This is a genomic window from Actinoplanes sp. NPDC048988 (assembly GCF_043197815.1).
Classification (GTDB): Bacteria; Actinomycetota; Actinomycetes; order Mycobacteriales; family Micromonosporaceae; genus Actinoplanes.
This window is the reverse complement of record NZ_JBICTW010000006.1, coordinates 94,216-115,014: the sequence shown is the minus strand read 5'-3', so window position 1 is coordinate 115,014 and position 20,799 is coordinate 94,216. Positions and strand designations below refer to the sequence as shown.

Genomic DNA, 20,799 nt, shown 5'->3' with positions numbered 1-20,799 from the left:
GTCCAGGTGAGCTTTCTTCATTTGTCCGGCCGCGCGGCCCCGCTAGGCCGTCTGTTCGTTGCGGCCCGGGGCGTCGACCGGTACCTGGTTCTCGCCGACGGTCGGCTCGGTCTTCGGCCGGCCACGGCGAGCGTCCCAGAGATCGCGGGCGATGATCTGGATGATGCCGGCGACCGGGATGGCCAGCAGCGCGCCCAGGATGCCGGCCAGCTCGACCGCTATGAGAATGGCGATCAGGACGGTCAGCGGGTTGACCTGCACCGTCCGCGCGAAGATGAGCGGCTGGAGCAGGTGGTTCTCGAGCTGCTGATAGAGCACGAAAAAGACGATGACCACGATGCCGGCGGTGATGGACTGGACGAAGGCGGCCAGGGTGGCGACGACCGCGCCCAGCGTGGCTCCGACCAACGGGATCAGGTCGGCCAAACCCACGAACAACGCGATCAGACCGGCGTACGGGACCCCCATGATCGCGAGCACCGCGTACGTGAGGCCGCCGCAGATGACGCTGATCAGCAGGTTGCCGGTGATGTAGCCGGTGATGGTCTTGGCGCAGTCGTGGCCGACGCGGCGGATCCGCTCGGCGCGCCGGTCGTCGAACAGGGCGAGGAAGCCGGTCACGACCTTCGGCGCTTCCAGCACCATGAGGTAGGCGAGCACGAAGACCGTCACGATGCCGGCCACGCTGGTCGCCGCGCCTCGGAGGGCGGCCAGGGTGGGCGCACCCAGACGGCCCCCGTACTCCCGGAACTGGTCGGCGTGATTCTGCGCGTACTCCAGCAGATTGAACCGCACGATGAGGCCACCGACCGGGCCACGGCCGGCCCGGGCGTCCTCGACGATCTTCGGGAAGTCGGCCACCACTTGGCTGCCCTCCCGCACCAGGGGCACGACGAACAGCGTGACCAGCGCGCCGATCAAGAGGAAGGCGACGAGGAAGACCAGCAGCGTGGCCAGCCAGCGCCGGCCGAACGCCGCCCGGCGCTGCACCCACGTCACGGCCGGGTTCAGCGCGATCGCGAAGAACACGGCGACCACGATCCAGGTCAGCACTTGGCTGGTCGCCTGAACCAGGCGATAGAGGAGGAAGGTCGCCACCACCAGCCCGATGACGACCATCGTCCGCCGGGCGGTGGATCGAATGTCTGTATCGCTCACTGTGCGTCGATACCCGGCGCGGGTCACACCAAACGGACGCCCACCCCTGGCTACTGGTCAGGGAAGACGCACACCGCGCAGTACGAGGGCTGGTCGGGGTTGGACTCGACGAAGAGGACCAGCCGGCTGATCAAGCTGTCGCCGACCGGGATCGGCGTGCCGGTCACCGTGCCGTCCACGGCGGTGTCGACCCGAAGGCAGGCGACCCGGGCCGTCCACACCCGCATCAGGCAGAGCCCGAAGACCGGAGTCGCCGGCGGCGGGCGGTAGTCGATGGTGACGCCGGTCGAGCCGGGCTGGGGGTACGGCTGGAGCTGGTCGGAATGGATCGCCGGGTTGGCGTCGCCGGGCCGGAACAGCGCCACCGCCCAGCTGTATCCCTGCTGGTAGCCGTCGCACTGCGCGATCTGCGCCGGCACCCGATAGTGCCCCTGCGCGTCGACCGTGACCGCGCCGAACGAGCCGGTCGCGCACGGTGCCTGATGCCAGGAGTTGAGCGCCTGCGCCACGCCGGGCAGGCCGAGAAGAGCGGCGACGGTCGCCACCGCCGTACAGGCAAGTATCTTTTTGATCATTTTGGTCCGTTCTCGTCGTAAGGCCGCACCGCGCCGGCCGCGCCGAGCACCAGGGCCAGTTGGAAACGGTTCTGTACACCCAGGCGGTCCATCAGGGCGCGCAGGGCGTATGCCACCGTGCGAGGGCTCAGTCCGAGCTCCTCGGCCGCCGTCTGGTCGGTGTGCCCCATGGCGAGCAGACCGACCAGCGCGCTCTCCCGCGGCGACAGCTCGATCGGAATCATCTCCTGGCGAAAAGGATCGCGGCCCTGACCCCAGAGCCGCTCGAACAGGTCGCACAAAGCGGTCACGAAGCGGGCGTCGGTGACCTCGACATAGCCCCGTTCCAGGTTCAGCGGATCGGCCGGGAACAGGGCCACCCGGCGGTCGAAGACCAGCAGCTTGAGCGGCGGCGCCGCGATCTGCCGGTACGGTCCGAGCGGCGCCGGCCCGGTGCCACCGTCCGGCGAGGGCGGCGGCGGTCCGATCACCCGCAGCCGTACGCCGCGGGCGGCCAGCCGCCGTTCGACCGGCTGAGCGGCCGACAGCGACTCGGCGCTGATCACCGGCTCGTTGTTGACGGCCAGGTGCTCGTGGCGCTCGAGTCCGGCGAGTTTCGCCACCCGGTCGCGGGTGACCGCCCGGTTCGGCCACAGCCGGGACGGCACCTCGAACGGGCCGGCCGCGGCGATGCCGTCCACTGTGGCGAAGTGGTGCCGCCATCGCTCGGCCGCCGACGGCGGCGCCGGCGGCCGGTGACTCAGCCGGCGTACGACCTCGCCCGGCGCCCGGGCCGCCCAGGAGTTGCCGGCCGCGGTGGTGGCCCCGGCGGCCACGAGCTCGTCCAGCGCGGACGCCGTCCGGGCCCGGGCCAGACCGAGTTCTCGGCTGAGCCGATGCCGATCGGCCGGCCCCAGCACGGCGAGCGCCCGGTACACCAGATCCGCGTCGGCCGACAGGCCCCAGCGCGTGAGCGCCGGGATGGCCCCCGTGTCCACCGGCATCGATCACCCCCACCGCGAAGGCCGGTCCCCCCGTACCGACCGGCGGGATCAGAACACCACCGGCGCGGGCGGCAGGGAAACCCCTCGGGCGCAGATTGCGTAATCCTGCAAGAGCCTGTCAGGGGGACGACACGCGGTCGAGCAGGCCTTTCAACTTCGCGGCGCGGGACGGGTGGTGCCGGGACATCCACGCGACCCGGCCGGCCAGGTGGGCGGCGAAGTCGGGGTGCCCCTCACGGTTGGCCGCCGCCAGTCCGTGCGTGGCGGCGTCGTGCAGGATGGCCCGCAGGCGGTCGTAGTCCTCGCGGCGCACCGCCGGACGGTCGTTGACGACCAGGCCGGTCAGTTCCTGACGCTGCGACCGGCGCCGGACCCGGGTCTTACCCGGGTGCACCCGGAACCCCTCCTCCCGGGCGATCTGCCCGGCCAGGGCGACCAGCCGGGCGACGCGGCCGTCGGCGAGCGTGCCCGAGAAGGCCAGGTCGTCGGCGTACCGCCCGTAGGTGAGGCCGAATCGGTCGGCCAGCCCGCTCAGCCGCCGGTCCAGCCGGAAGGCGCAGAGATTGGCCAGCGCGGGAGACGTGGGCGCCCCCTGCGGCAGGTGCGGCTGTCGCAACAGCGCGGCCAGGTACGGATCGGGCGCGGCGCGCAGGACCCGGGCCGGGGTCCGCGTGGTGGTCAGGGCGGTCAGCGCGTGCGCCACGGGCTCCGGATAGCCGACGCCGAGGAAGAGCCCGTAGATCCGCGCCGCCGTGATGCTGGAGAAGAAGGCCCGCAGGTCCATGCTCACCAGCACGCCGGCGCCCGCGTGGGCCCGCGCGAAGGTGTGCGCGTCCCGGCCCGGCACGAATCCGTGGACGCGGGCGTGGACGGGCACACGCGACAGGATCTGATCGAGCACCTGCCGTTGAAGGGCGCGCATCCGCGGCTTGGGCGCCTCGATCAGCCGATGCGGGAGCCAGGTGTAGCGGTAATGCCGCAGCCGCTCGTCGCGGGCGTGCCGGTTTATCTCACGGCGGTCGGCGAACCAGTCGAGAGCGTCGCCGTCGAGACCGAGGAACTCCGCGAGGCCGGCCAGATCGTCGATGCCGGGCGCACCCCACCGCATCCGTACGGCCCGCACCGGCACCACCGGCCGATGCCGCACGACCGCCCGCCGCACCGCGACCCGCGGCCGGCTCTCGAGCCCGGCCAGGAAACGGCGCAGCTCCCGGGGCCGGTCGGCGGGAGCACGCGGATAGGCCAGCAGCACGGCGCCGACCAGCCGCCGGGCGCGGGCTGGGCGGCCGGCCACCACGGAACCGACCATCGCCACCATGTCCTCGGGCCGCCAGCTCGTGGCGAGCAAAGCGTCGGCCAGAGCGCCCGCGACCCGCCATGGAGCGGCAGCGTGCCCCGACGATTCCCGGTCGTGCCTGCGCCGGACTGCGCGAAGCGCGGAGGCGCGCCGGCGATGCGCTGCGGTGGTCACTCAAGCTTCCTCGGGGTTACCCCGAAGAGACCCTCGCCGCCGGATCGACGGGCGACGGTCAAGCTCGGGACACGCTGCCACCCGGCCAGCATAGGGTTCCCCCGCCACCTCGCGGCCGGGATCCCCGTGGCGGCGGATCAGCCGGCGATCGCCCGAACCTGGAGCACGTTCTGCTCGACGGTCAGGTCGATCGAATCCGGGTAGTTGAGCGCCCTTGACTCAACCTCCCTTCCACCGATACAACGAAGGGAACCAGGCGTCAAGACCTTGCGCCCCGGCCCGCATCCGCTCGCAGGAGGTGATCATCGATGTGGTCGCAGCCACCGCCGCCGGTCGCTGACTGGTGGGTCCTGCATGTCGCGGCCAGCCCGCACGAAGTCCAGGAAGTCCTCGTCGAGGCCTGCGTCCATCAGCGCGCCCGCGCGCTCGCCGACCCGGAGTACCCGGCCTACCTGGCCGGCCAGGGCAGCCCCGCCGAGCCCCCGGCGTGGCTCAGCTTCGCCCGCGCCGAGCTCAACCGCCGCGGACACCCGACCCGCTGGTGCGAGCCGGACTGCCATCATCGCGACGTCCGCCACCTGAGTCCCCTGACCCCGGGCGCACGAGCCGGCGGAACCGCTCCGCGTCGGCCGCGCGGGGCAGATTGTTGAACATCACGTACGCCGGTCCGGCGCCGACGATGCCGTCGAGCCGGGCCAACTCGCCGTCGCTGTAGACGTGCCGGGCGCCGGTGATGCCGTGCAGCCGGTAGTAGGCCGTCGGCGTCAGGCTGAGGCGCAGGAACGGGTCGGCCGCGTGGGTCAGGTCCAGCTCCTCACAGAGGCCCCGGACCAGCTCGTCCGGCCACGGCCCGCGCGGCTCCCACACCAGCCGGACGCCGGCCGGCCGGCGCGCCCGGGAGCAGAACTCGCGCAGCCGCGCGACGGCGCTCCCGGTCGGCCGGAAGCTCGCCGGGCACTGGAGCAGGATCGCGGTCGCGCCCAGAATCCCGGCGCAGCCCAGCGTCGTGTCCCAGGCCCGCGCGACAACGGGCGTCCAGCGGAAGCCGCCCGCCTCCGCCCGCTCCTCGGCGCTCAGCGGCGTGCGCAGCCGCCGGTAGGTCGGGCTCTTCGCCTCATGAGTGATCAGCTGCCACGCCTTGACCGTGAACTCGAACCCGGGCGGAACGGCGGCCCGCCACCGCCGCAGCGTCGCCTCGCGGGGCGGCTCGTAGAACGTCTGCTGCACCTCCAGCACCTCGAAGCGCCGCGCGTAGGACGCCAGCGCCATCCCGGCACCGCACAAACCGACCTTCACTGCCGTCATACGCGGTTCATACCCGTCCGATCCCGGCTCAAGACGCGCCCGTCGGCCCGCTCGCGGTCAGGCCGGTCAAGGACAGGCGGTGAACGTCGTCGGGGTTGTAGAGCGTCACCGTCCGGCCGGGCATGTGCATCGCTCCGACACGGGGTGCCAGATCTTTGACGCGCACCCCGTGCTCTTCGGCGATGCCGGGCACCTGCTCGACCGGCACCTCCCAGATCGCGGCGGCCTTCTCGGCGGGCCACCACGACTCCACGGTCAAGCAGGCCGGCACCCGCTCCACCTGGTGCCGCACCGGCACCCCGGACGCGGCGAGACGGTCGGCCATCCAGTGGGCAAGCCCGGCGGCGCCGGCGAGCCTGACCGCCCGCCGGGCCGGCTCGAAGTCACCGCTGATCGTCTGCCCGCCGGTGTGCAGCGCGACCCGCACGCCGAGAAACGCCTCGAGCTTGTGCCGCTCCGTCACCGTGACCTCGCGCAGGTCGCTCAGCGGGATCTCTTGCGAACGCCACCCCTGCCGCAGGGTGAGCGTGGCGGGCGCGTGGCCGGAGCGCAGCACGAGCCACCGCACCTCGGTCGCGGCGATCCGCGCCGATATGCCCGCGACCACGACCCCGGCCACCGCGAACACCACGAGCAGGACCACGGCGGCCTGCCACAGGGCTGACCACCCGCCGAGGCCCACGGCGACCGCCAGCGTGACCACGGTCAGCGGGGTCGCCAGCACGGCCGGAATCAGCAGGCCGGCAAGCGCCGAGGTCAGAAGATGAGCGGCGAAGCGGGGAATCAGGACCACCCGCCACCCGTCCGGATCGGCCGTCACGAACTCCTGAAGATCACGGGGAACGGATGCCTCCATCACCACAGGCTATCAACCCGGTTGAAGGGTGGCAGGTCCGTCCGTCCTCAGTGGCCAGTGAACCCGCCGGTCCGTTCGAGTGAACATGTCGTCCTCCTTCCTCACGCGTCGATGAGCTGGACGTTCGCCCGGCCGGGCGGCCGGCGCAGGACGGCGGCACCGAACAGCGCCGTCAGGACGGCGACGCCGCACAGGAACAGCCGGTCGGTGAGGGTCTGCGCATTGCCGACGAGGCCGAACAGCGTGTGCCCGAGCAGGGCGCCGAACGCCGCCGCGGCGAGGTCGCGGGTGGTCCAGGCGACGGTCCAAGCCGCGTACAGCAGGCCCGCGACGATCAGCGCCCCGGCCGCCATGGGCAGCAGCGACCAGGCCCCGTGGGTGAACAGCGGCTGCTCGGCGCCGCCGAACGGCCAGATCAGCGCGAGGAAGCCGAAGGCGGCGACGGCCCCACCGACGGCGACGACCGGGATCGCGGGCGCTTTCCGGCGGCGGGCCGGGCGCAGCCGCACGCGCAGGGCCAGCAGGGTCACCGCGGCCGCGAGCAGAGCGATGACCACGACGGCGGTGAGCGGCATCGTGTAACCGGGGTCCTCGGACGGCGGCACGCTCACCCGCACCAGCAGCGCGCCGAGAACGGCGACGACCCCGGCCGCGATCAGGCCGCCGCGCCGCAGATAGGGGGCCGTGCCGTGCCGTGCGAACAGGTACTCCACCACGATCACCGGGACCGCGACGCTGAACACGGCGTGGTAGACAAGATTCAGTTCGGTGTAAGCGGTGTTCACCCCGAGCAGCCTCGGCGACCACCCGGCCGCCCCGTACAGATGCGGGCTGGTCAGGCTCCGCAGCACCAGGCCTTCCTCGACCAGCCCGTAGGCCACGCCGAGCAGCAGCAGGTTCCCGTACCCGCCGCCGGTCCGCCGCAGGATCTCGCGCAGCGCCAGCGTGCCGGCGGCGTAGATCGGCGCGAAGACCAGCCACGCCCAGGCCATCCGCAGGGGAACGCTGCCGAGGCTCACCTCGGCGCAGAGCGGGGCCAGCACGGCGAGCACGAGCGCGGCTCGCCGATGGCGCGGCCGCTCATCCGGTACGGCGGGGAAGGCGCCCCGGACGACCGGCCGGTTGACCGCGACGATCAGGACCGCCAGCACCGCGAGCTGTGCCGCCTCGACCGTGCGCAGCCAGGCGGGATGCCCGCCCAGGACGAGCTGTGCGGCCACCGCGGCGAAGCCGGCCACCGAGACGATCCGTACCCGGCGGTAGGCGGTGGCCGAGCCGTTCCGCAGCCGCCGGATGACCCACCCGTAGCCGATCGCCACGAGCAGGATCAGGATCTGGTTCGGGCCGAGCGTGACGGCGTGCCCGGCCAGCCCGGCGACGGTGGCGAGGACGCTGAGGGCGATGCTCACGACGAGCACCACGACGACCAAGCGGACCGCCGCGCGCTGCTCCGGAGAAGTCATGTCCCGACGGTAGGGATCCGTGGTGTCCCGGCGCCTCCGGCAATGGACGGGTCCCGGCTCTCCTCCTTCAGGATGAGGGTCGCGGCCGGACCAGTCCGAGGTCGTACGCCAGCACGACGGCCTGCACCCGGTCGCGCACCTGAAGCTTGCGCAGGATGGCCGAGACGTGTGTCTTGGCCGTGGCCTCGGTGACCGTGAGGCGGTCCGCGATCTCGGCGTTGGAGGCGCCCCGCGCCAGCAACGTCAGCACCTCCCGCTCCCGGTCAGTGAGCCGGTCCAGGGTGTCCGAGGGCGCGGCCGGGGTGAAATCGGTCGCCCGGAACCGGTCCAGCAGCCGCCGCGTCGCGGTCGGGGCGAGCAGGGCGTCACCGCCGGCCACCACCCGGATCGCCTCGACCAGGTCGGCCGGCCGCACGTCCTTGAGCAGGAAACCGCTGGCCCCGGCGCGCAGCGCGGCGTAGAGCGGCTCCTCCAGGTCGTACGTGGTCAGGATGATCACTTTGAGGGCGCCGGTCGCCGCGGTGAGCCGGGCCGTGGCGGAGACCCCGTCGAGTCCCGGCATCCGCACGTCCATCAGCACCACGTCGGGCCGGGTCTGCCCGGCCAGCCGGATCGCCTGCTCGCCGTCGCCCGCTTCACCGACGACCTCGATGTCGTCGCGGGACTCGAGGATCATCCGGAAGCCGGCGCGCACGAGCGCCTGGTCGTCGGCGATCAGCACCTTGATGGTCACGACGTCTCCCGTACCGGAAGCCAGGCCTCCACCTCGAAGCCGGCGCACCCCGGCCGTGGCCCGGCGTGCAGCGTGCCGCCGAGCAGCGAGGCCCGTTCCCGCATGCCGGCCAGCCCGTGTCCGTCGCCGCGAGCCCCGGCCGGCCCCCGGCCGTCGTCCCTGACCCGCACCCGCATCTCCGACTCGCCGATCCGCACCAACACCTCCGCCGCCGACGCGCGGGCGTGCCGCAAGGTGTTGGTCAGCGCCTCCTGCACGATCCGGTACACACCCACCTGCACTCCCCACGGCACCTCGCCGTCACCGTCGCACACCAGCGTCACTCGCAGACCGGTCCCGCCCATCGTGTCGGTCAGCCGGGGCAGGTCGGCCAGCGTCGGCTGCGGAGCCGCGCGGTCGATGCCGTCGCCCGCCTCGTCGTCAGGCCCGTCGTCCGCCCGGACCGTGCGCAGGAAGCCACGCAGCTCGGTCAGCGCCTGCCGCCCGGCCTCCTCGGTGCGCCGCAGCGCCTCCCGCGCCCGCTGCGGATTCGACTCGAAGACGTCGTCGGCCGCGGCCGCCTGCACCACCATCACCGACACCGTGTGGGCGAGCACGTCGTGCAGGTCGCGGGCGATCCGGGCGCGTTCCTCCAACACCGCCCGCCGCCGCTCGGCCACCCGCCGCTCGCCGCGGGCCCGCGCCAGGGCGCCCCAGCTCCAGGCCAGCAGCGCCGCGCCCAGCCAAAACGCGGCCGCCGTCCAGTGCCCGCGCACCACTGCCGGACCGGCGACACAGACCACCGCCAACCCGAGAATCCACAGGGTCTCGGCGGCCGGTCGCAGCCACGCGCAGGTGCACAGCACCACGAAGGCGATGCCCGGGCCGAACGGCGGGAACATCGTCTGCAACCCGGCGCTCGCCAGCAGAACCACCGCGGCGCCCCGGCGGGGATGCCGGTCGAGCCCCCACAGGGCCGCCGCCTGGGACGCCGTCAAGACCAGCGCGCACGTCAGCGTGAGAGGGCTCGGAGAATATGCCAGCACCGGCACGGTCGCCGCCACGGACACGACCACCAGAACCGTGCGCCACCGTCGCGGCAGCCTCGCGGTCGTCATGGCACTGCTTCGGATACGGCCACGCGTCGAGCGTAGGTGACATCCCCGGGGGCTCTTCTCATCCAGAAGCGTCACGGAGGTGGTGTATGACGTAACGTGACGGCGGAGGTGATCGATGAACCGGCTTCTCGACGCGCTGACCTCGCTGGGCTGGGCTCCCGGCACACCCCTGTTCTTCTCCGGGCCCGAGCGGCCGGGCCGGGTCTCGGTGGTGCACGGCCCGAGCATCGAAGTGATCTGGTTCCCGTCCGGCGCCGAAGCCGAGACCACAGTGTTCGAGCTGCGCCGCGATCTCAACCTGCGGCCGGTGGCCGGCGACTGGATCGTGATCGACGGCGGGCAGCCGGTGCGGGTGGTGCCGCGGCGGACGTCGCTGTCGCGTCCCGATCCGAACGAGAGGGACATCCAGGTTCTCGCGGCCAACATCGACACGGTGATGATCGTGTTGCCGATCGACCGGGGCCTGAATCTCAAGAACCTCGAGCGGCTCTCGGTGATGGTGTGGGACAGCGGCGCCGACCCGCTGATCGTGCTCACGAAGGCGGACGCCACCGACGGCCCGGGACCGGTTGTCGACGAGGCGCAGGCGGCCGCGCCCGGGGTGCCGGTGGTTCTGACCAGCGCCGTCGACGGGCGAGGGCTCGACGAGTTGCGGTCGCGGATGGGCGCGGGGACGACCACGACCATGCTCGGCCCGTCCGGAGTGGGCAAGACGTCGCTTCTCAACGCGCTGGAAGGCCACGCCGAGCCGGTTCGCCAGGTCCGGCGCGACGGTCAGGGCCGGCACACGACGACCACCCGCAAGCTGTACCGGCTGGGCACCGGCGGCGTGCTGCTGGATCTGCCGGGGATTCGATCGCTCGACCTGTACGCCAGCGACGCCGCGGTGGAGGAGACCTTCACCGACATCGCCGCCCTGGCCGCGTACTGCCGGTTCCGGGACTGCGCTCACGACGGCGACGAGGGCTGCGCGGTCGAGGCCGCGGTGGCCGCCGGCGAGTTACCCGAGCGGCGGTGGCAGAGCTGGCATGCGATCCGGCGGGAGATGGCGTACCAGTCGCGGCGCAGCGATCCGGCGGCCATGGCCGCCCAGCGTCAGGAGTGGAAGCGGATCACGAAGGCGAGCAGGAAGACCGGCCGCTGATCTAGGCCGGGGCACCTTCGACGTCCCGGGCCAGGGCGCGCAGCGTGGCCGCGAAGCCCAGGCGCCCGGCGAGAGAGAGCACCGGTCCCGCGAACCTGGTGATGTTCCGTGGCGAGACAGTGACGTCCTCGTACCAGACCACACGGCACCGCCGGCCCGGCAGGGGCGTCACCGAGAACCAGGCCCGGCCGTGCACGACACGACCCGACTTGCGCACCTCGCATCGCCCGAGCCGATCGTCCGCGCCGTCACCGGACGGCGGCTGCCAGGCGACCACGGTCATCGGGTCGTCGAAAGCCAGCGGGCCCACGCCGGTACGGGCCACGAACGTGACGCCTTTCCCCTCGGCCGGACCGGGCAGAATACGTACGGCGGTCAGTGGCGCCCAATCACCATGGCGGGGCCAGTCCACCAGCGCCGCCCAGACCTTGGTGGCGGGGGCGCCCACCTCTTGCACGACCGTGAACTCAGCCATCGACGAACCCCCGTCACCTTGTTGATCGTCCTCAGCTTCCCAGTATGATCACCGACCCGCCGCTCCGGCGGACTATAGTCGCGGCCTGTGAAGCGTGCCTCGATCGCTGCCGGTGCCGTGGTGTTCGCGTTCGTGGCGGTCGGCGTCTTCGGCCAGCTACGCCGAGCCCACCGAGAGTCCGTCCAGCAAGCGGCGACCGAACGCTTCCTCGCCGCCCACCCCCTCGAAGTGACAGCGGCCTCGATCGACGCAGCCCGGCGCAAGGGGCAGGTAGCCCATTTCGCGATCATGCCGCGCGACATGCCGCCGGGCCTCGTCCGCATGGACCCCTCCGGCCCCCTGGCCGACGATGGCGTGACAGACGTCTATTCCTATGAAGGTTTCAAGGTCGCCGTGAACTTCACCTACATCTCGGACGGCAAGCCCTGCGCGGATCAGCCGTGCATCCGTGACACCGACCTCACGGTCGCGACCGACGACGCGCCCAGCCTCCGCCACGTCGCCGTCTGGTTCATCGGCGGCCCGCCGTCCACCGCCACCGAGGCACGCCGTTTCTGGGCGAAGACCACCTGGGTCCCACACGCCGACGCCACCTGGTTCACCGACCTGGCCACACAGGGAACCATCTACACCCGCCGTTGATCACACGCCCAAGCCGGCTCTCGGCATCCTCGTGCTATGGAAAGGCACCATGGCCCGGCAGCAGTGGGGACAGCTCCCGGCCGCGCTCCGCAACGTGATCACCGCCCACATCGGGCCCGTCGAGCATGTTCAGGAGGCGGGGGCCGGGTCGAATGCCGATTTCGCAGCAACGCTCACCGCTCGCGGCGCCGGCCGGATCTTCTGTAAAGGCGTTTGGCTCGACACCGCCCGCATGCTGGTCCGGCTCGTCCACGCCGGCCACACGCCCGCTCAAGCCGAGTCCTGGGCCGCCGCACTACCGACCTGGGCGGGCGCCTCCCCCGAAGCGGTCGACGCGTTCGCCGCCGCGCTCGCCAAGCTGTCGCGGAAGCTGAAAGACGAGACCATCGGCTCACCCCATCTGGCCGAGATGGCCGCGGCCAGCGACTCCTGGCTCCGGTACCGGGAAGGGGTCAGTCGGCTACGTAGTCGCCGATTGCCACGTCGTTGAGCAGGGTGGGCCAGAATCCCGGATCGTCGTCGAAGACGGAGCTGTCGATGCCGGACAGGACGTGGCCGACGTTTTCGCTCATCGACTCGAGGTCTTCGCGCTCGCTGTCCCTTCGTCCGTACGGCAGGCCGCGGACGAACTCCGTTATGCACCTGTCGAAGGCCTGCGGTGACGCGTTGACGTGCCCGATGCCGTCCTCCACCTCGAGGCTGGTGATGACGACCTCGCCCGTGACGACGTCCACGCAGTAGAGACCGGTGCCGTCGTGGCCGATGACGACGAACTCACGGCCCTCGCCGGCGTGCGTATACGCGGCCACCGGGAAGAACAGCGGGTTGCCGGTGGGCAGGCCCCGGCGCGACAGGTAGTCCCGGGCGCCGGGGTTCCGGATCAGCGCGAGCACGCTTTCCTCGTACCGGAACCGGGGCGGCCGGGCCGTGACGTCGGGTCCGGCCCGCAGGCTGGGGTCCCGCTCGGCGAACGTCACGGCCCGGCCGGCTCAGGCTCGGGAGCCGGGCGGGTTCCGGCGCAGGCTGAGCTTCCCGGCTCGCACCATCTCGGCCGCGGCCGGGCCCAGCCTCTCCGGGCCCCATTCCGCCGGCACGGCCGGCGCGTACCGGCGTACCCACGTGAAGAGGCTGGTGGCGGCCTTCGTGAACGGCTCGTCATCGTGCGGCAGGTAGTAGAACCGGCCCGGATAGAGCTGATCGTCGTCGAGCTTCGAGAACCACCACTCGATCAGCGGGCCCGACTGGAGGCTCATCACCCACTCGTCTCTCGGCTCGACGTAGCGCGGCTCCAGTCGCGCCGCCTGCGACGCGAGGCCGATGAGCCGGGCCATGCCGTCCCGGGAGTCGGCGGTCACCAGGGAGGCCCGGTCGGCCGAGCGCTCCCGCAGCAGCACGCCGCCGAGTTCGCGCCGCACGTAGTCGTCGACCGCCGGCCGGTCCTCGGGGTGGAGATAAACCTTGAGCTGTCTACCGGTCGCCATCACTTGACCGTCCCATACGGGTGGAAGACTATCTCGACGCCGTCGTCGAGTTCGCTCCAGATGTCGGACATGGCCTCGGTCTCGCGCATGACCGGTATGCCGCCCTTGGTCTGCAGGCCGACCTGATGGACCGACACCAGGGCGCCGTTGGCATCGTAGGCGGCGACGTCGGCGGCACGGTGGGGCTTGAATCCGGTCGGCGTGCTGAACGGCACCTCCCGGCGGGTGGTGAAGCCCTGGTTCTGCAGGTCGCGCTCCACCTGGTCGATGACGCGCTGGTGCGCCGGTCCGCCGGCGCGGCCGTACGGGTTGCGGACGATCCGCGGCGCGCCGCCCTGGGCGCACGTGCACTTGGTCGAGTGCTTCGCGAGGGAGCCGCCGCAGTTGTGGACGAGAACGGGCTCGTCGCCGGCGACCACGTAGTAGGTGTGGGTGTCGTTGACCGTGAGGTTGTAGACCGTGGTGGCCGCGGAATGGTCGACGGTCCTGGTGATGGTGACCGCGCGGCCCCGGGAGTCGCGGAGGGTGTCACCGGCCTTCAGGTCCCCGGCCTCGGTCCAGCCCTTGCCGGGGCTGTAGAACTTGTGGCCCGCGGTGGCCGTCAGCTTCCGCGGCGGGCCGCCACCTCCGGCGCCGGCTCCGGCCAGGGTCAGCTCGACCAGGCTCTTGTCACCGGACCCGGTGACCGACGCGGTGACCTGCTGGGGCTCGCTGACGCCGGTCTCGGCGTTCGTGGCCTTGACGGTGTCACCGGGCTGGACCTTCTCGATCGGCTTGGTGCTGCCGTCGGCCATGAGGACGAGCGTGCCGGCCACGAAGGAGTTGGGCGACGCGAGCCGCTTGCCGGCGCCGGCGGCGACCTCGCAGCTCTCCCCGGTCGTCGACTTCCGCTTCTGTTTGATCTTGCCGGCGGCCTTCTGCGTGGTCGCCTTGGCCTTGGCGCCCAGGTCCTTGGCCGCCGCGACGGTGTTCTCGACCTGTTTGGCCGCGGCGGATTTCACCTTGTTGGTGGCTTCGCCGACGACCTTGGTGATGCGCTGCGGGATGCTCGAGAGCGCGGAGCGGGCTGCTTTCAGCCGGCCGTACGCGTCGATCAGCCGCCGGCCGACGCCGATCGCCTTGACCGCGACCTTGGCCGCCTTGAACAGCTTGCCCCAGGGCACGGCCTGCAGCGCGGTGGAGATGCAGGCGACGATGTCGCCCTCGGTGACGCACGCCTTCGCGTCGTTGAAGCCGACCAGGTCGAGGATCAGGTTGACGATCTCGTCGCCGATCTGCTTGACGAACCCGTCGGCCTCGTCGACGAGCTTCTTCGCGCTCATCCACTCGGGGTTCTCGACCTCGACCGTGGTGGTGCCGTCGGGGTTGTTGGCCACAACGGTGGTGGCGGCGGCCTCCGGGTTGTTCATCCGGTACTCGGCCGCGTTCGCGCTGCCGTAGGCCGGCACCGTGGCGCTGTCCGGGTCGAGCCCGCTCGGGTCGGTCCACACCGTCGGACGGGCGTTGGTGTACGAGTACGTTGACACCGCCGGGTCCGTCGCCGGCTGGGCGGCCGGGTCGGTGGCGTCGAACCGGCCGGTGCCCGGGTCATAGTTGCGGGCGCCCATCGCGTACCGGTCGCCCTGGCTGACGTCGCGGTAGGTGCCGGCGTACTGCAGCGGGTTGGCCGGCGCGTCGGCGTCGAGCTTCTTGCCGCCGTCGGTCAGGCCGGTGCCGCGGGCCACGCCGAACGCGTCGTAGTCGTACGACCATTGCGGAGCGCCGTTCCCGGACACCACGCCGGACACGCCGCCGAGCCAGTCGTGCAGGTACGAGCTCGTGCCGCCGTTGTCGGCGAGCAGCGCCAGGGGCGCCCCACCGGCGCCGTACAAATAGGAGCGCCCGCCGGCGCCGGTCTGGGTCTCGGCGGCCAGCAGGGGCCGGTCGTTGTTGAGGTCCCAGAGCCAGTTCTGGACGACCTGCTGCGCGCCGCTGCCGGTGACCGCCTTGATCCGGTTGCCGACCGCGTCGTACGTGTAATCGGTGGTCTTCCCGTCGACCGTGGCCGAGGTCATCGTGTGGTCGAGGGCGTACGTGAACCGGTTGTTGCCGGCGCGGATCTGGTTGCCCTCGAGGTCGTACTCGAAGGTCCGCTCGTTGCTGCGGCTGCCGGTGATCCGCTCCGTGGTGAGCTGGTCGGCCGCGTCGTACGTGTAGGACGTCGTGGTGTTCTCGCCCGGCGCCACCACCTTCTTGGTGCTGCGGTTGCCGACCAGGTCGTACGTGTAATCCGCGCGCTCGGCCGACGAGCCGGCGCAGGACTGGGCGCCGAAGCACTCGGCGGTGAGCCGGTTCGCCGCGTCGTAGGTGTACGCGGTGGCCTCGGTGACGGTCGGCTGGCCCGGCTGCCCCTTGGTCTCGGTGATCCTCGTGGGGTTGCCGACCTTGTCGAGCTGCAGGTCGAAGGCGGACAGGACGGTGTCGCCCTTGCCGGCCGCGATCCGGGTCATGCGCCCGGCCCGGTCGTAGCCGCGTTCCTCGACCACCCCGGTCGACGCCGGGTACGTGGTCTTGATCAGGTTGTCCGCGACGTCGTACCCGAACTCGTACCGGGACGAGGTGCCGCCCTTGGTGCTGGTCAGCGACGTGATCCGGTCGCCGTCGTCGTACCCGGCGGAGATCTTCGTGCCGTCCGGGTAGCTGCGGCCGATGATCCGGTCGTCGGCGTCGTAGGTGTAGCCGAACTCCTGGTCGCCGCGGACCACCTTGGTGAGCCGGTCGGTGTTGTCGTACTCGCGCACCTGGGTGCCGCTGGGATCGGTGGCGGCGGTGAGCTTGTTCTTGGCGTCGTAGCCGAACGTGCTGATCGGCCCGTTGTCGCCCAGCTGCTTGCTGATCAGGCGGCCCAGGTTGTCGTAGCCGTAGAAGATGGTCTTGGCGGGGATGTTCGGGTCGGGCCGGTTGGGCTCGACCATCCGCGCGGTGATCTCCTTGACGAGCTGCGAGTTCGCGTCGTACACGTACTCCCGCCGCCGGCCCAGGTGGTCGGTGGTGGCGACCGTACGGCCGGCCTTGTCGTATTCGGTGTACGCCGACCGGTTCAGCGGATCGGTGCGGCGGACCAGTTGGCCGTTCGCGTTGTACTGGTAGGTCAGCGCCTGCCCGTTCGCCGCGTCGGGGCCGATGACCGAGGTGAGGCGGTCGTTGTCGTCGTAGCCCAGCCGCGTGGTGTGGTTGTTCGCGTCGGTGCTGGCGATCAGCCGGTCGTTCGCGTCGTACGTCCTCTTGCTGACGTTGCCGAGCGGATCGGTCACCGTCTCGAGGTTGCCCGCGCGGTCGTAGCCGTACCTGGTCGTGTAGTCGCTCGCGTTGTTGCCCTCGACGTTGCCGCGCGGCTCGGTGATCTCGGTGGGCCGGCCGTCGTCGTCGTACTTCCAGGTGACCACGCCGCCGGTCGGGGTGGTCTGCTTGAGCGGGTTGCCGGCGTCGTCGTACTCGATGCCCGCGTTGACCCCGCCGCTCTCCGACGCGCTGCCGGTACGCCGGTTGGCGCCGTCGAACGAGCTCGTGAGCTCCTCGCCGTTCTCGTTCGTCATCCCGACGACGTTGCCGGCGTTGTCGTAGCGCACGCTGGTCTTGCGGTCGAGCTGGTCGACCTGCCCGCTCGGCCGGTCCAGGGCGTCGAAGGCGGTGTCCACCTTGGCTCGCTTGCCGTCCGAGCCGTACGGCCGATCGGCCTGCACCAGGTTGCCGTTGAAGTCGTAGTGGAAGCGGCTGGTGTACAGCTCGGCCCGGGCCGGGTCGGCGTTGCCCAACGGCGCCACCTCGGTGGCGACGCGGCCCGTGGAGTCGTACGTCCATTGGGTTGTCAGGTTGAGCTCGCCCGGGTTGACCGTGACCGACTTGCGCCGGCCGGCGGGCGTGTAGGCGGACGCGCTGGTGTTGCCGACCGGGTCCTTGACCAGCACCGGACGGCCGGCCTTGTCGTAGGTGGTGTGCGTCGATCCGGAGAGCGGGTCGGTCACCACGACGACCTGACCGAGCTCGTCGAGGGTCTTCTTGAACGGCGCCTGCTTGCCCGGCTGCCGCACCTCGACGACGGTGTTCTCCTCGTCGTACGTGTACCGCGTGCGGTAGGCGTCGGGGTTGGCCCCGGACACCGTGCCGCGCGGGTCGACCACCGAGGTCATCCGGCCGGTCCGGTCGTACGCCATGACGGTCTTCCGTCCCGTCGGCGAGATCTCGGCGGTGCGGTTGCCGTCGGTGTCGTACTCGTACGTGGTGGCCTTGTCGCGCGGGTCGGTCTTCTTGACCACGTTGCCGCGGCTGTCGTACTCGTACCGGTAGCCCTTGGCCTGCTCGGGATCGCGCTGGCTGGTGAGCTCGTTGAACTCGTTGTACGTGTAGACCCACTTGTTGTCGCGGCCGTCGGTGAACTCGGTGAGGTTGCCGCGGCCGTCGAACTGGCTGAGCTGGGTGAAGGAGAAAGGCTCGGGTGCCGTACGCGACCGCGGGTTGCCCGCCGGGTCGAAGGTGGTCTCCTCCTGGTTGCCCTTCGGGTCGACCACCAGGCTCTTCTGCAGCTTGCCGTCGTACCGGGTGTTGACCACGTCGTTGTTGCCGTTGCGCGACCACAGCAGCACGTTGTCGCGGTAGCCGTCGACCACGGCCACACCGTCCGGGTCGGTGGTGGTCGCCTCCTGCCGGCCGGCGTTCCAGGCGAACGTGGTCACCGCGTTCTCGGCGTCGGTCTGCCGGCCCACCCGCCCGGCGGCGTCGTACTCGTTGAACACCTGCCGGTTGCCGCGCGCGTCGACCACGGTGGCCAGCCGCCCGGCGGCGTCATAGCCGTACGTGGTGGTGTAGCGGCGCGCGTCCTGCACCTTGAGCAGCCGGGTGCCTTCGTAGTCGAACTGCACCACCCGGTTGTCGGGCATCGTCACCTTGGTGACCAGCCGCAGATCGGCCCGCGCGTCGAAGTCGACGATCCGGCCGCCGGCATCGGTGACCTTGTCGATGACGCCCTGCGGCGTGTACGCGAGCGTCACCCCGTGCCCGCGGGCGTTCTTGATCGAGATCAGCTTGCCGTCGGCGTCGAACCGCAGCACCCGCTTGTCCGGCGGCACCAGCTGCCACCCGCCGTCCACCTTGGTGAGCCGGGCCCGCACGCCGGCCGGCGCCTCGTAGCTGCCGTCGGCGCCGCCGGTGTAGACCGCCTCGGAGCCGTCCTCGGCGCGCACCCGGGCCGCGCCGCCGTCGGCCGAGACGATCCGGATGTCGTACGTGGACGACCAGCCCGGCCCGAACATGCCCGGCGCCGTGTTGCCCGACGAGTAGTAGCGGGCCAGCCGGAACGGAATGCCGTACGAGGGCATGCCGAAGTCCTGCTCCACCCGCTGGAACGTGCCGGTGCCCGTGTTGACCATCTGGCCGCGGAAGGCCTGCGCCCGTACGGTGCCGCCCAGCACCGTCGCGCAGCCGCAGCCCACGGCCTGACTCGTCGGTACCGACGGCGGCGTCTCCACCCGCCGGGGCTGCGCCGGCTGCGACTCGCCGCTGCTCAGCTCGCCCTCGCCGGTGGCCACGGTGATCGTCACCGTGTACTTGCGCGCCGGGTCGAGCACCCAGCCCTCGGCCGCGCCGAAGGTCCGGCAGAAGGTGGCCGGGTACGAGCACCGGCTCAGATCGGCCCGGCCCTGGTCGGTGGAGCGCTGCTCGGTGCCGGACTCGACGTCGCGCACGGTGGCCCACCAGCGGGCCCACGAGGTCGGGTCACCGTCGGCGACCTGCGCGTCGAAGTACACGACAAGTGACGTGTCGCCGAGCGTGAAACCGGGCCGCACGATCGGCGTACCCGGCGCATCGGCCTGCGCGTCGGCCCGCACGGCCTTGGCCGTGGCCGTCCGTCGCAGGGCGCGGCCGTCGACCTTCGCGGGCTTACCCGCGGACTCCACGGCGGGCGGCACGGGCGGTGCCGCCTCACCGGCCGGCAGGCCGTGGTGGGGTGTGGCCTCCTTGGGGAGGCCGCGATCCACCGGATCGGCCCCGGCCGGCGCCACCGGCGGCGGCGCCGCGGTCGCGGGCCCTTGGGGCGACACCGCGAGATAACTGGATATCAGGACTGAGGTCAGGGCTGCGGACAGCAGCCGACGGTGCCTTGCGCGCATGAGCACTCCCCCGTGACTGTGCGTTGACAGGCAGCCCACACGCTTCAGCATCGATAAAGATCAATCAATGGCTCAAACGGTTAAGTCTCACGTCGTCCGAACGGAGGAGGTAGCGCACCAGGAAAGCTTCTGAACCGTTTCATGGCCGGCGCGGCGACGCGCTCGCCGCGGGCGAGCTAGTCGTCTTACTGATGCCTGGCCTCCGGGACCGAAGAAAGCTGTCCAGGTGCCTCACGCCAACTTCCCCGCAAATCCGTGCCCAGTCCTCGGGAGGACAGCGATGACAGAGACCTTCGCCCTCGGCGGTGACCTGCCGGTCAACCGGCTCGGCTTCGGCACGATGCAGCTGACCGGGCCCGGCGTGTGGGGCTTCCCGGCCGACCGGGTCAACGCCGTGCGGGTGCTGCGCCGCGCCGTCGAGCTCGGCGTCAACTTCTTCGACACCGCCGACTCGTACGGCCCGAACGCGGCCGAACAGCTGCTGAAGGAAGCGCTCCACCCCTACCCGGACCACGTCGTCATCGCCACCAAGGTCGGGCTGACCCGGCAGGGCCCCGGCCGCTGGGGCGGCGACGCCCGGCCCGCGTACATCCGGCGCCAGATCGAATCGAGCCTGCGCAACCTCGGCCTCGAACAGATCCCCCTCTACCAGCTGCACCGCATCGACCCGCGCGTACCGCTGGCCGACCAGATCGGCACCCTGGCCGACCTGCGGACCGAAGGCAAGATCCGGCACATCGGCCTGTCCCAGGTCAGCGTGGACGACATCCGCGCCGTCCGGCGAATCGCACCCATCGCCAGCGTGCAGAACCTCTACAACCTGGCCGACCGCGACTCCGAGGACGTGCTCGACTACGCGGAAAAGACCGGCCTCGGCTTCATCCCCTGGTTCCCGCTGGCCACCGGCCAGCTCGCCCGCCCCGGCGGCCGGCTCGAGCAGATCGCCCGCCGGGCCGGCCTCACCCCGTCGCAGCTCGCGCTGGCCTGGCTGCTGCGCCGCTCCCCGGCGATGCTCCCCATCCCGGGCACCTCGTCCCCGCACCACCTCGAGGAAAACATCGCAGCGGCGAGCGCCGAACTCTCCGACGCCGATTACGCGGCGCTGATCTAGAGTGTGTCCGCGCCGGCAACCTCGGCGTCGGCATGAGCTGCGGGTGGTGGGTGGACAAGCACACCGGCACCTAGCCCGTCAGACAGCGCCGTCATGAGCGCGGCGCGGCGCACTGGAGTACGGTCGATCACATCCAAGCGTCGCGGTGCCTTGACGGCC

17 protein-coding genes are annotated in these 20,799 nt (G+C 71.4%); 4 read left to right on the top strand and 13 right to left on the bottom strand.

The features are described from left to right. Positions 1-42: 42 nt before the first annotated feature. From ACGFJ7_RS21210 to ACGFJ7_RS21170, 9 genes are all read right to left on the bottom strand, one after another. A complete protein-coding gene (locus ACGFJ7_RS21210) occupies positions 43-1,158 on the bottom strand; it encodes an AI-2E family transporter (RefSeq protein ID WP_360256129.1) in 1,116 nt (371 codons plus the stop codon). Between the two features lie 50 nt (positions 1,159-1,208). Continuing rightward, positions 1,209-1,733, bottom strand: coding sequence for a hypothetical protein (locus ACGFJ7_RS21205; RefSeq protein WP_392643294.1), 525 nt, complete (start codon positions 1,731-1,733; stop codon positions 1,209-1,211). Further along, a complete protein-coding gene (locus tag ACGFJ7_RS21200) occupies positions 1,730-2,716 on the bottom strand; it encodes a LuxR C-terminal-related transcriptional regulator (protein ID WP_360256125.1) in 987 nt (328 codons plus the stop codon). Before ACGFJ7_RS21200 ends, ACGFJ7_RS21205 begins: the two co-directional genes overlap by 4 nt. Before the next feature lie 118 nt (positions 2,717-2,834). Next, the gene (locus tag ACGFJ7_RS21195) at positions 2,835-4,187 is read right to left on the bottom strand and encodes a reverse transcriptase family protein (RefSeq protein WP_360256123.1); all 1,353 of its coding nucleotides are present in this window, start codon (positions 4,185-4,187) and stop codon (positions 2,835-2,837) included. A gap of 513 nt (positions 4,188-4,700) precedes the next feature. Further along, entirely contained in the window at positions 4,701-5,492 is a 792-nt protein-coding gene (locus ACGFJ7_RS21190) for a DUF72 domain-containing protein (protein ID WP_360256121.1), read from the bottom strand. Positions 5,493-5,520: 28 nt separating this feature from the next. After that, complete coding sequence (locus tag ACGFJ7_RS21185; RefSeq protein WP_360256119.1) at positions 5,521-6,348, bottom strand: hypothetical protein; 828 nt, start codon at positions 6,346-6,348, stop codon at positions 5,521-5,523. Between the two features lie 101 nt (positions 6,349-6,449). Next, positions 6,450-7,811 carry a hypothetical protein gene (locus ACGFJ7_RS21180; RefSeq protein WP_360256116.1) on the bottom strand — a complete coding sequence of 454 codons (1,362 nt, stop codon included), beginning with the start codon at positions 7,809-7,811 and terminating at the stop codon, positions 6,450-6,452. A gap of 67 nt (positions 7,812-7,878) precedes the next feature. Continuing rightward, complete coding sequence (locus ACGFJ7_RS21175; RefSeq protein WP_360256114.1) at positions 7,879-8,544, bottom strand: response regulator transcription factor; 666 nt, start codon at positions 8,542-8,544, stop codon at positions 7,879-7,881. Then, a complete protein-coding gene (locus tag ACGFJ7_RS21170; RefSeq protein WP_392643291.1) occupies positions 8,541-9,641 on the bottom strand; it encodes a sensor histidine kinase in 1,101 nt (366 codons plus the stop codon). The genes ACGFJ7_RS21175 and ACGFJ7_RS21170 overlap by 4 nt, the downstream gene beginning before the upstream one ends. Before the next feature lie 115 nt (positions 9,642-9,756). On the opposite strand from ACGFJ7_RS21170, the gene rsgA reads away from it, so the two are divergent. Next, positions 9,757-10,785, top strand: coding sequence for a ribosome small subunit-dependent GTPase A (rsgA, locus tag ACGFJ7_RS21165; RefSeq protein ID WP_360256109.1), 1,029 nt, complete (start codon positions 9,757-9,759; stop codon positions 10,783-10,785). A 1-nt stretch (position 10,786) separates the two neighbouring features. Here rsgA and ACGFJ7_RS21160 read toward each other — a convergent pair whose 3' ends face one another. Then, the gene (locus tag ACGFJ7_RS21160) at positions 10,787-11,260 is read right to left on the bottom strand and encodes an SRPBCC family protein (RefSeq protein WP_360260646.1); all 474 of its coding nucleotides are present in this window, start codon (positions 11,258-11,260) and stop codon (positions 10,787-10,789) included. Positions 11,261-11,392: 132 nt separating this feature from the next. Between ACGFJ7_RS21160 and ACGFJ7_RS21155 the strand changes: the two genes are divergently transcribed. Both ACGFJ7_RS21155 and ACGFJ7_RS21150 read left to right on the top strand, forming a co-directional pair. Beyond that, positions 11,393-11,902 carry a hypothetical protein gene (locus ACGFJ7_RS21155; RefSeq protein ID WP_360260649.1) on the top strand — a complete coding sequence of 170 codons (510 nt, stop codon included), beginning with the start codon at positions 11,393-11,395 and terminating at the stop codon, positions 11,900-11,902. Positions 11,903-11,951: 49 nt separating this feature from the next. Then, a complete protein-coding gene (locus ACGFJ7_RS21150; RefSeq protein ID WP_392643290.1) occupies positions 11,952-12,392 on the top strand; it encodes a hypothetical protein in 441 nt (146 codons plus the stop codon). On the opposite strand, the gene ACGFJ7_RS21145 is transcribed toward ACGFJ7_RS21150, so the two are convergent. From ACGFJ7_RS21145 to ACGFJ7_RS21135, 3 genes are read right to left on the bottom strand one after another with little or no spacing between them, the layout of a single operon-like run. Next, positions 12,355-12,879, bottom strand: a complete 525-nt coding sequence (locus ACGFJ7_RS21145) for an SUKH-4 family immunity protein (protein ID WP_360260654.1) — start codon at positions 12,877-12,879, stop codon at positions 12,355-12,357. The two genes, ACGFJ7_RS21150 and ACGFJ7_RS21145, sit on opposite strands and share 38 nt — an antisense overlap. A 12-nt stretch (positions 12,880-12,891) precedes the next feature. Beyond that, positions 12,892-13,383, bottom strand: a complete 492-nt coding sequence (locus ACGFJ7_RS21140) for a hypothetical protein (RefSeq protein ID WP_392643288.1) — start codon at positions 13,381-13,383, stop codon at positions 12,892-12,894. Continuing rightward, positions 13,383-19,529, bottom strand: a complete 6,147-nt coding sequence (locus ACGFJ7_RS21135) for a polymorphic toxin-type HINT domain-containing protein (RefSeq protein ID WP_392643286.1) — start codon at positions 19,527-19,529, stop codon at positions 13,383-13,385. Before ACGFJ7_RS21135 ends, ACGFJ7_RS21140 begins: the two co-directional genes overlap by 1 nt. Before the next feature lie 280 nt (positions 19,530-19,809). On the opposite strand from ACGFJ7_RS21135, the gene ACGFJ7_RS21130 reads away from it, so the two are divergent. Then, positions 19,810-20,640, top strand: coding sequence for an aldo/keto reductase (locus tag ACGFJ7_RS21130; RefSeq protein ID WP_392643285.1), 831 nt, complete (start codon positions 19,810-19,812; stop codon positions 20,638-20,640). Positions 20,641-20,799: the final 159 nt, after the last annotated feature.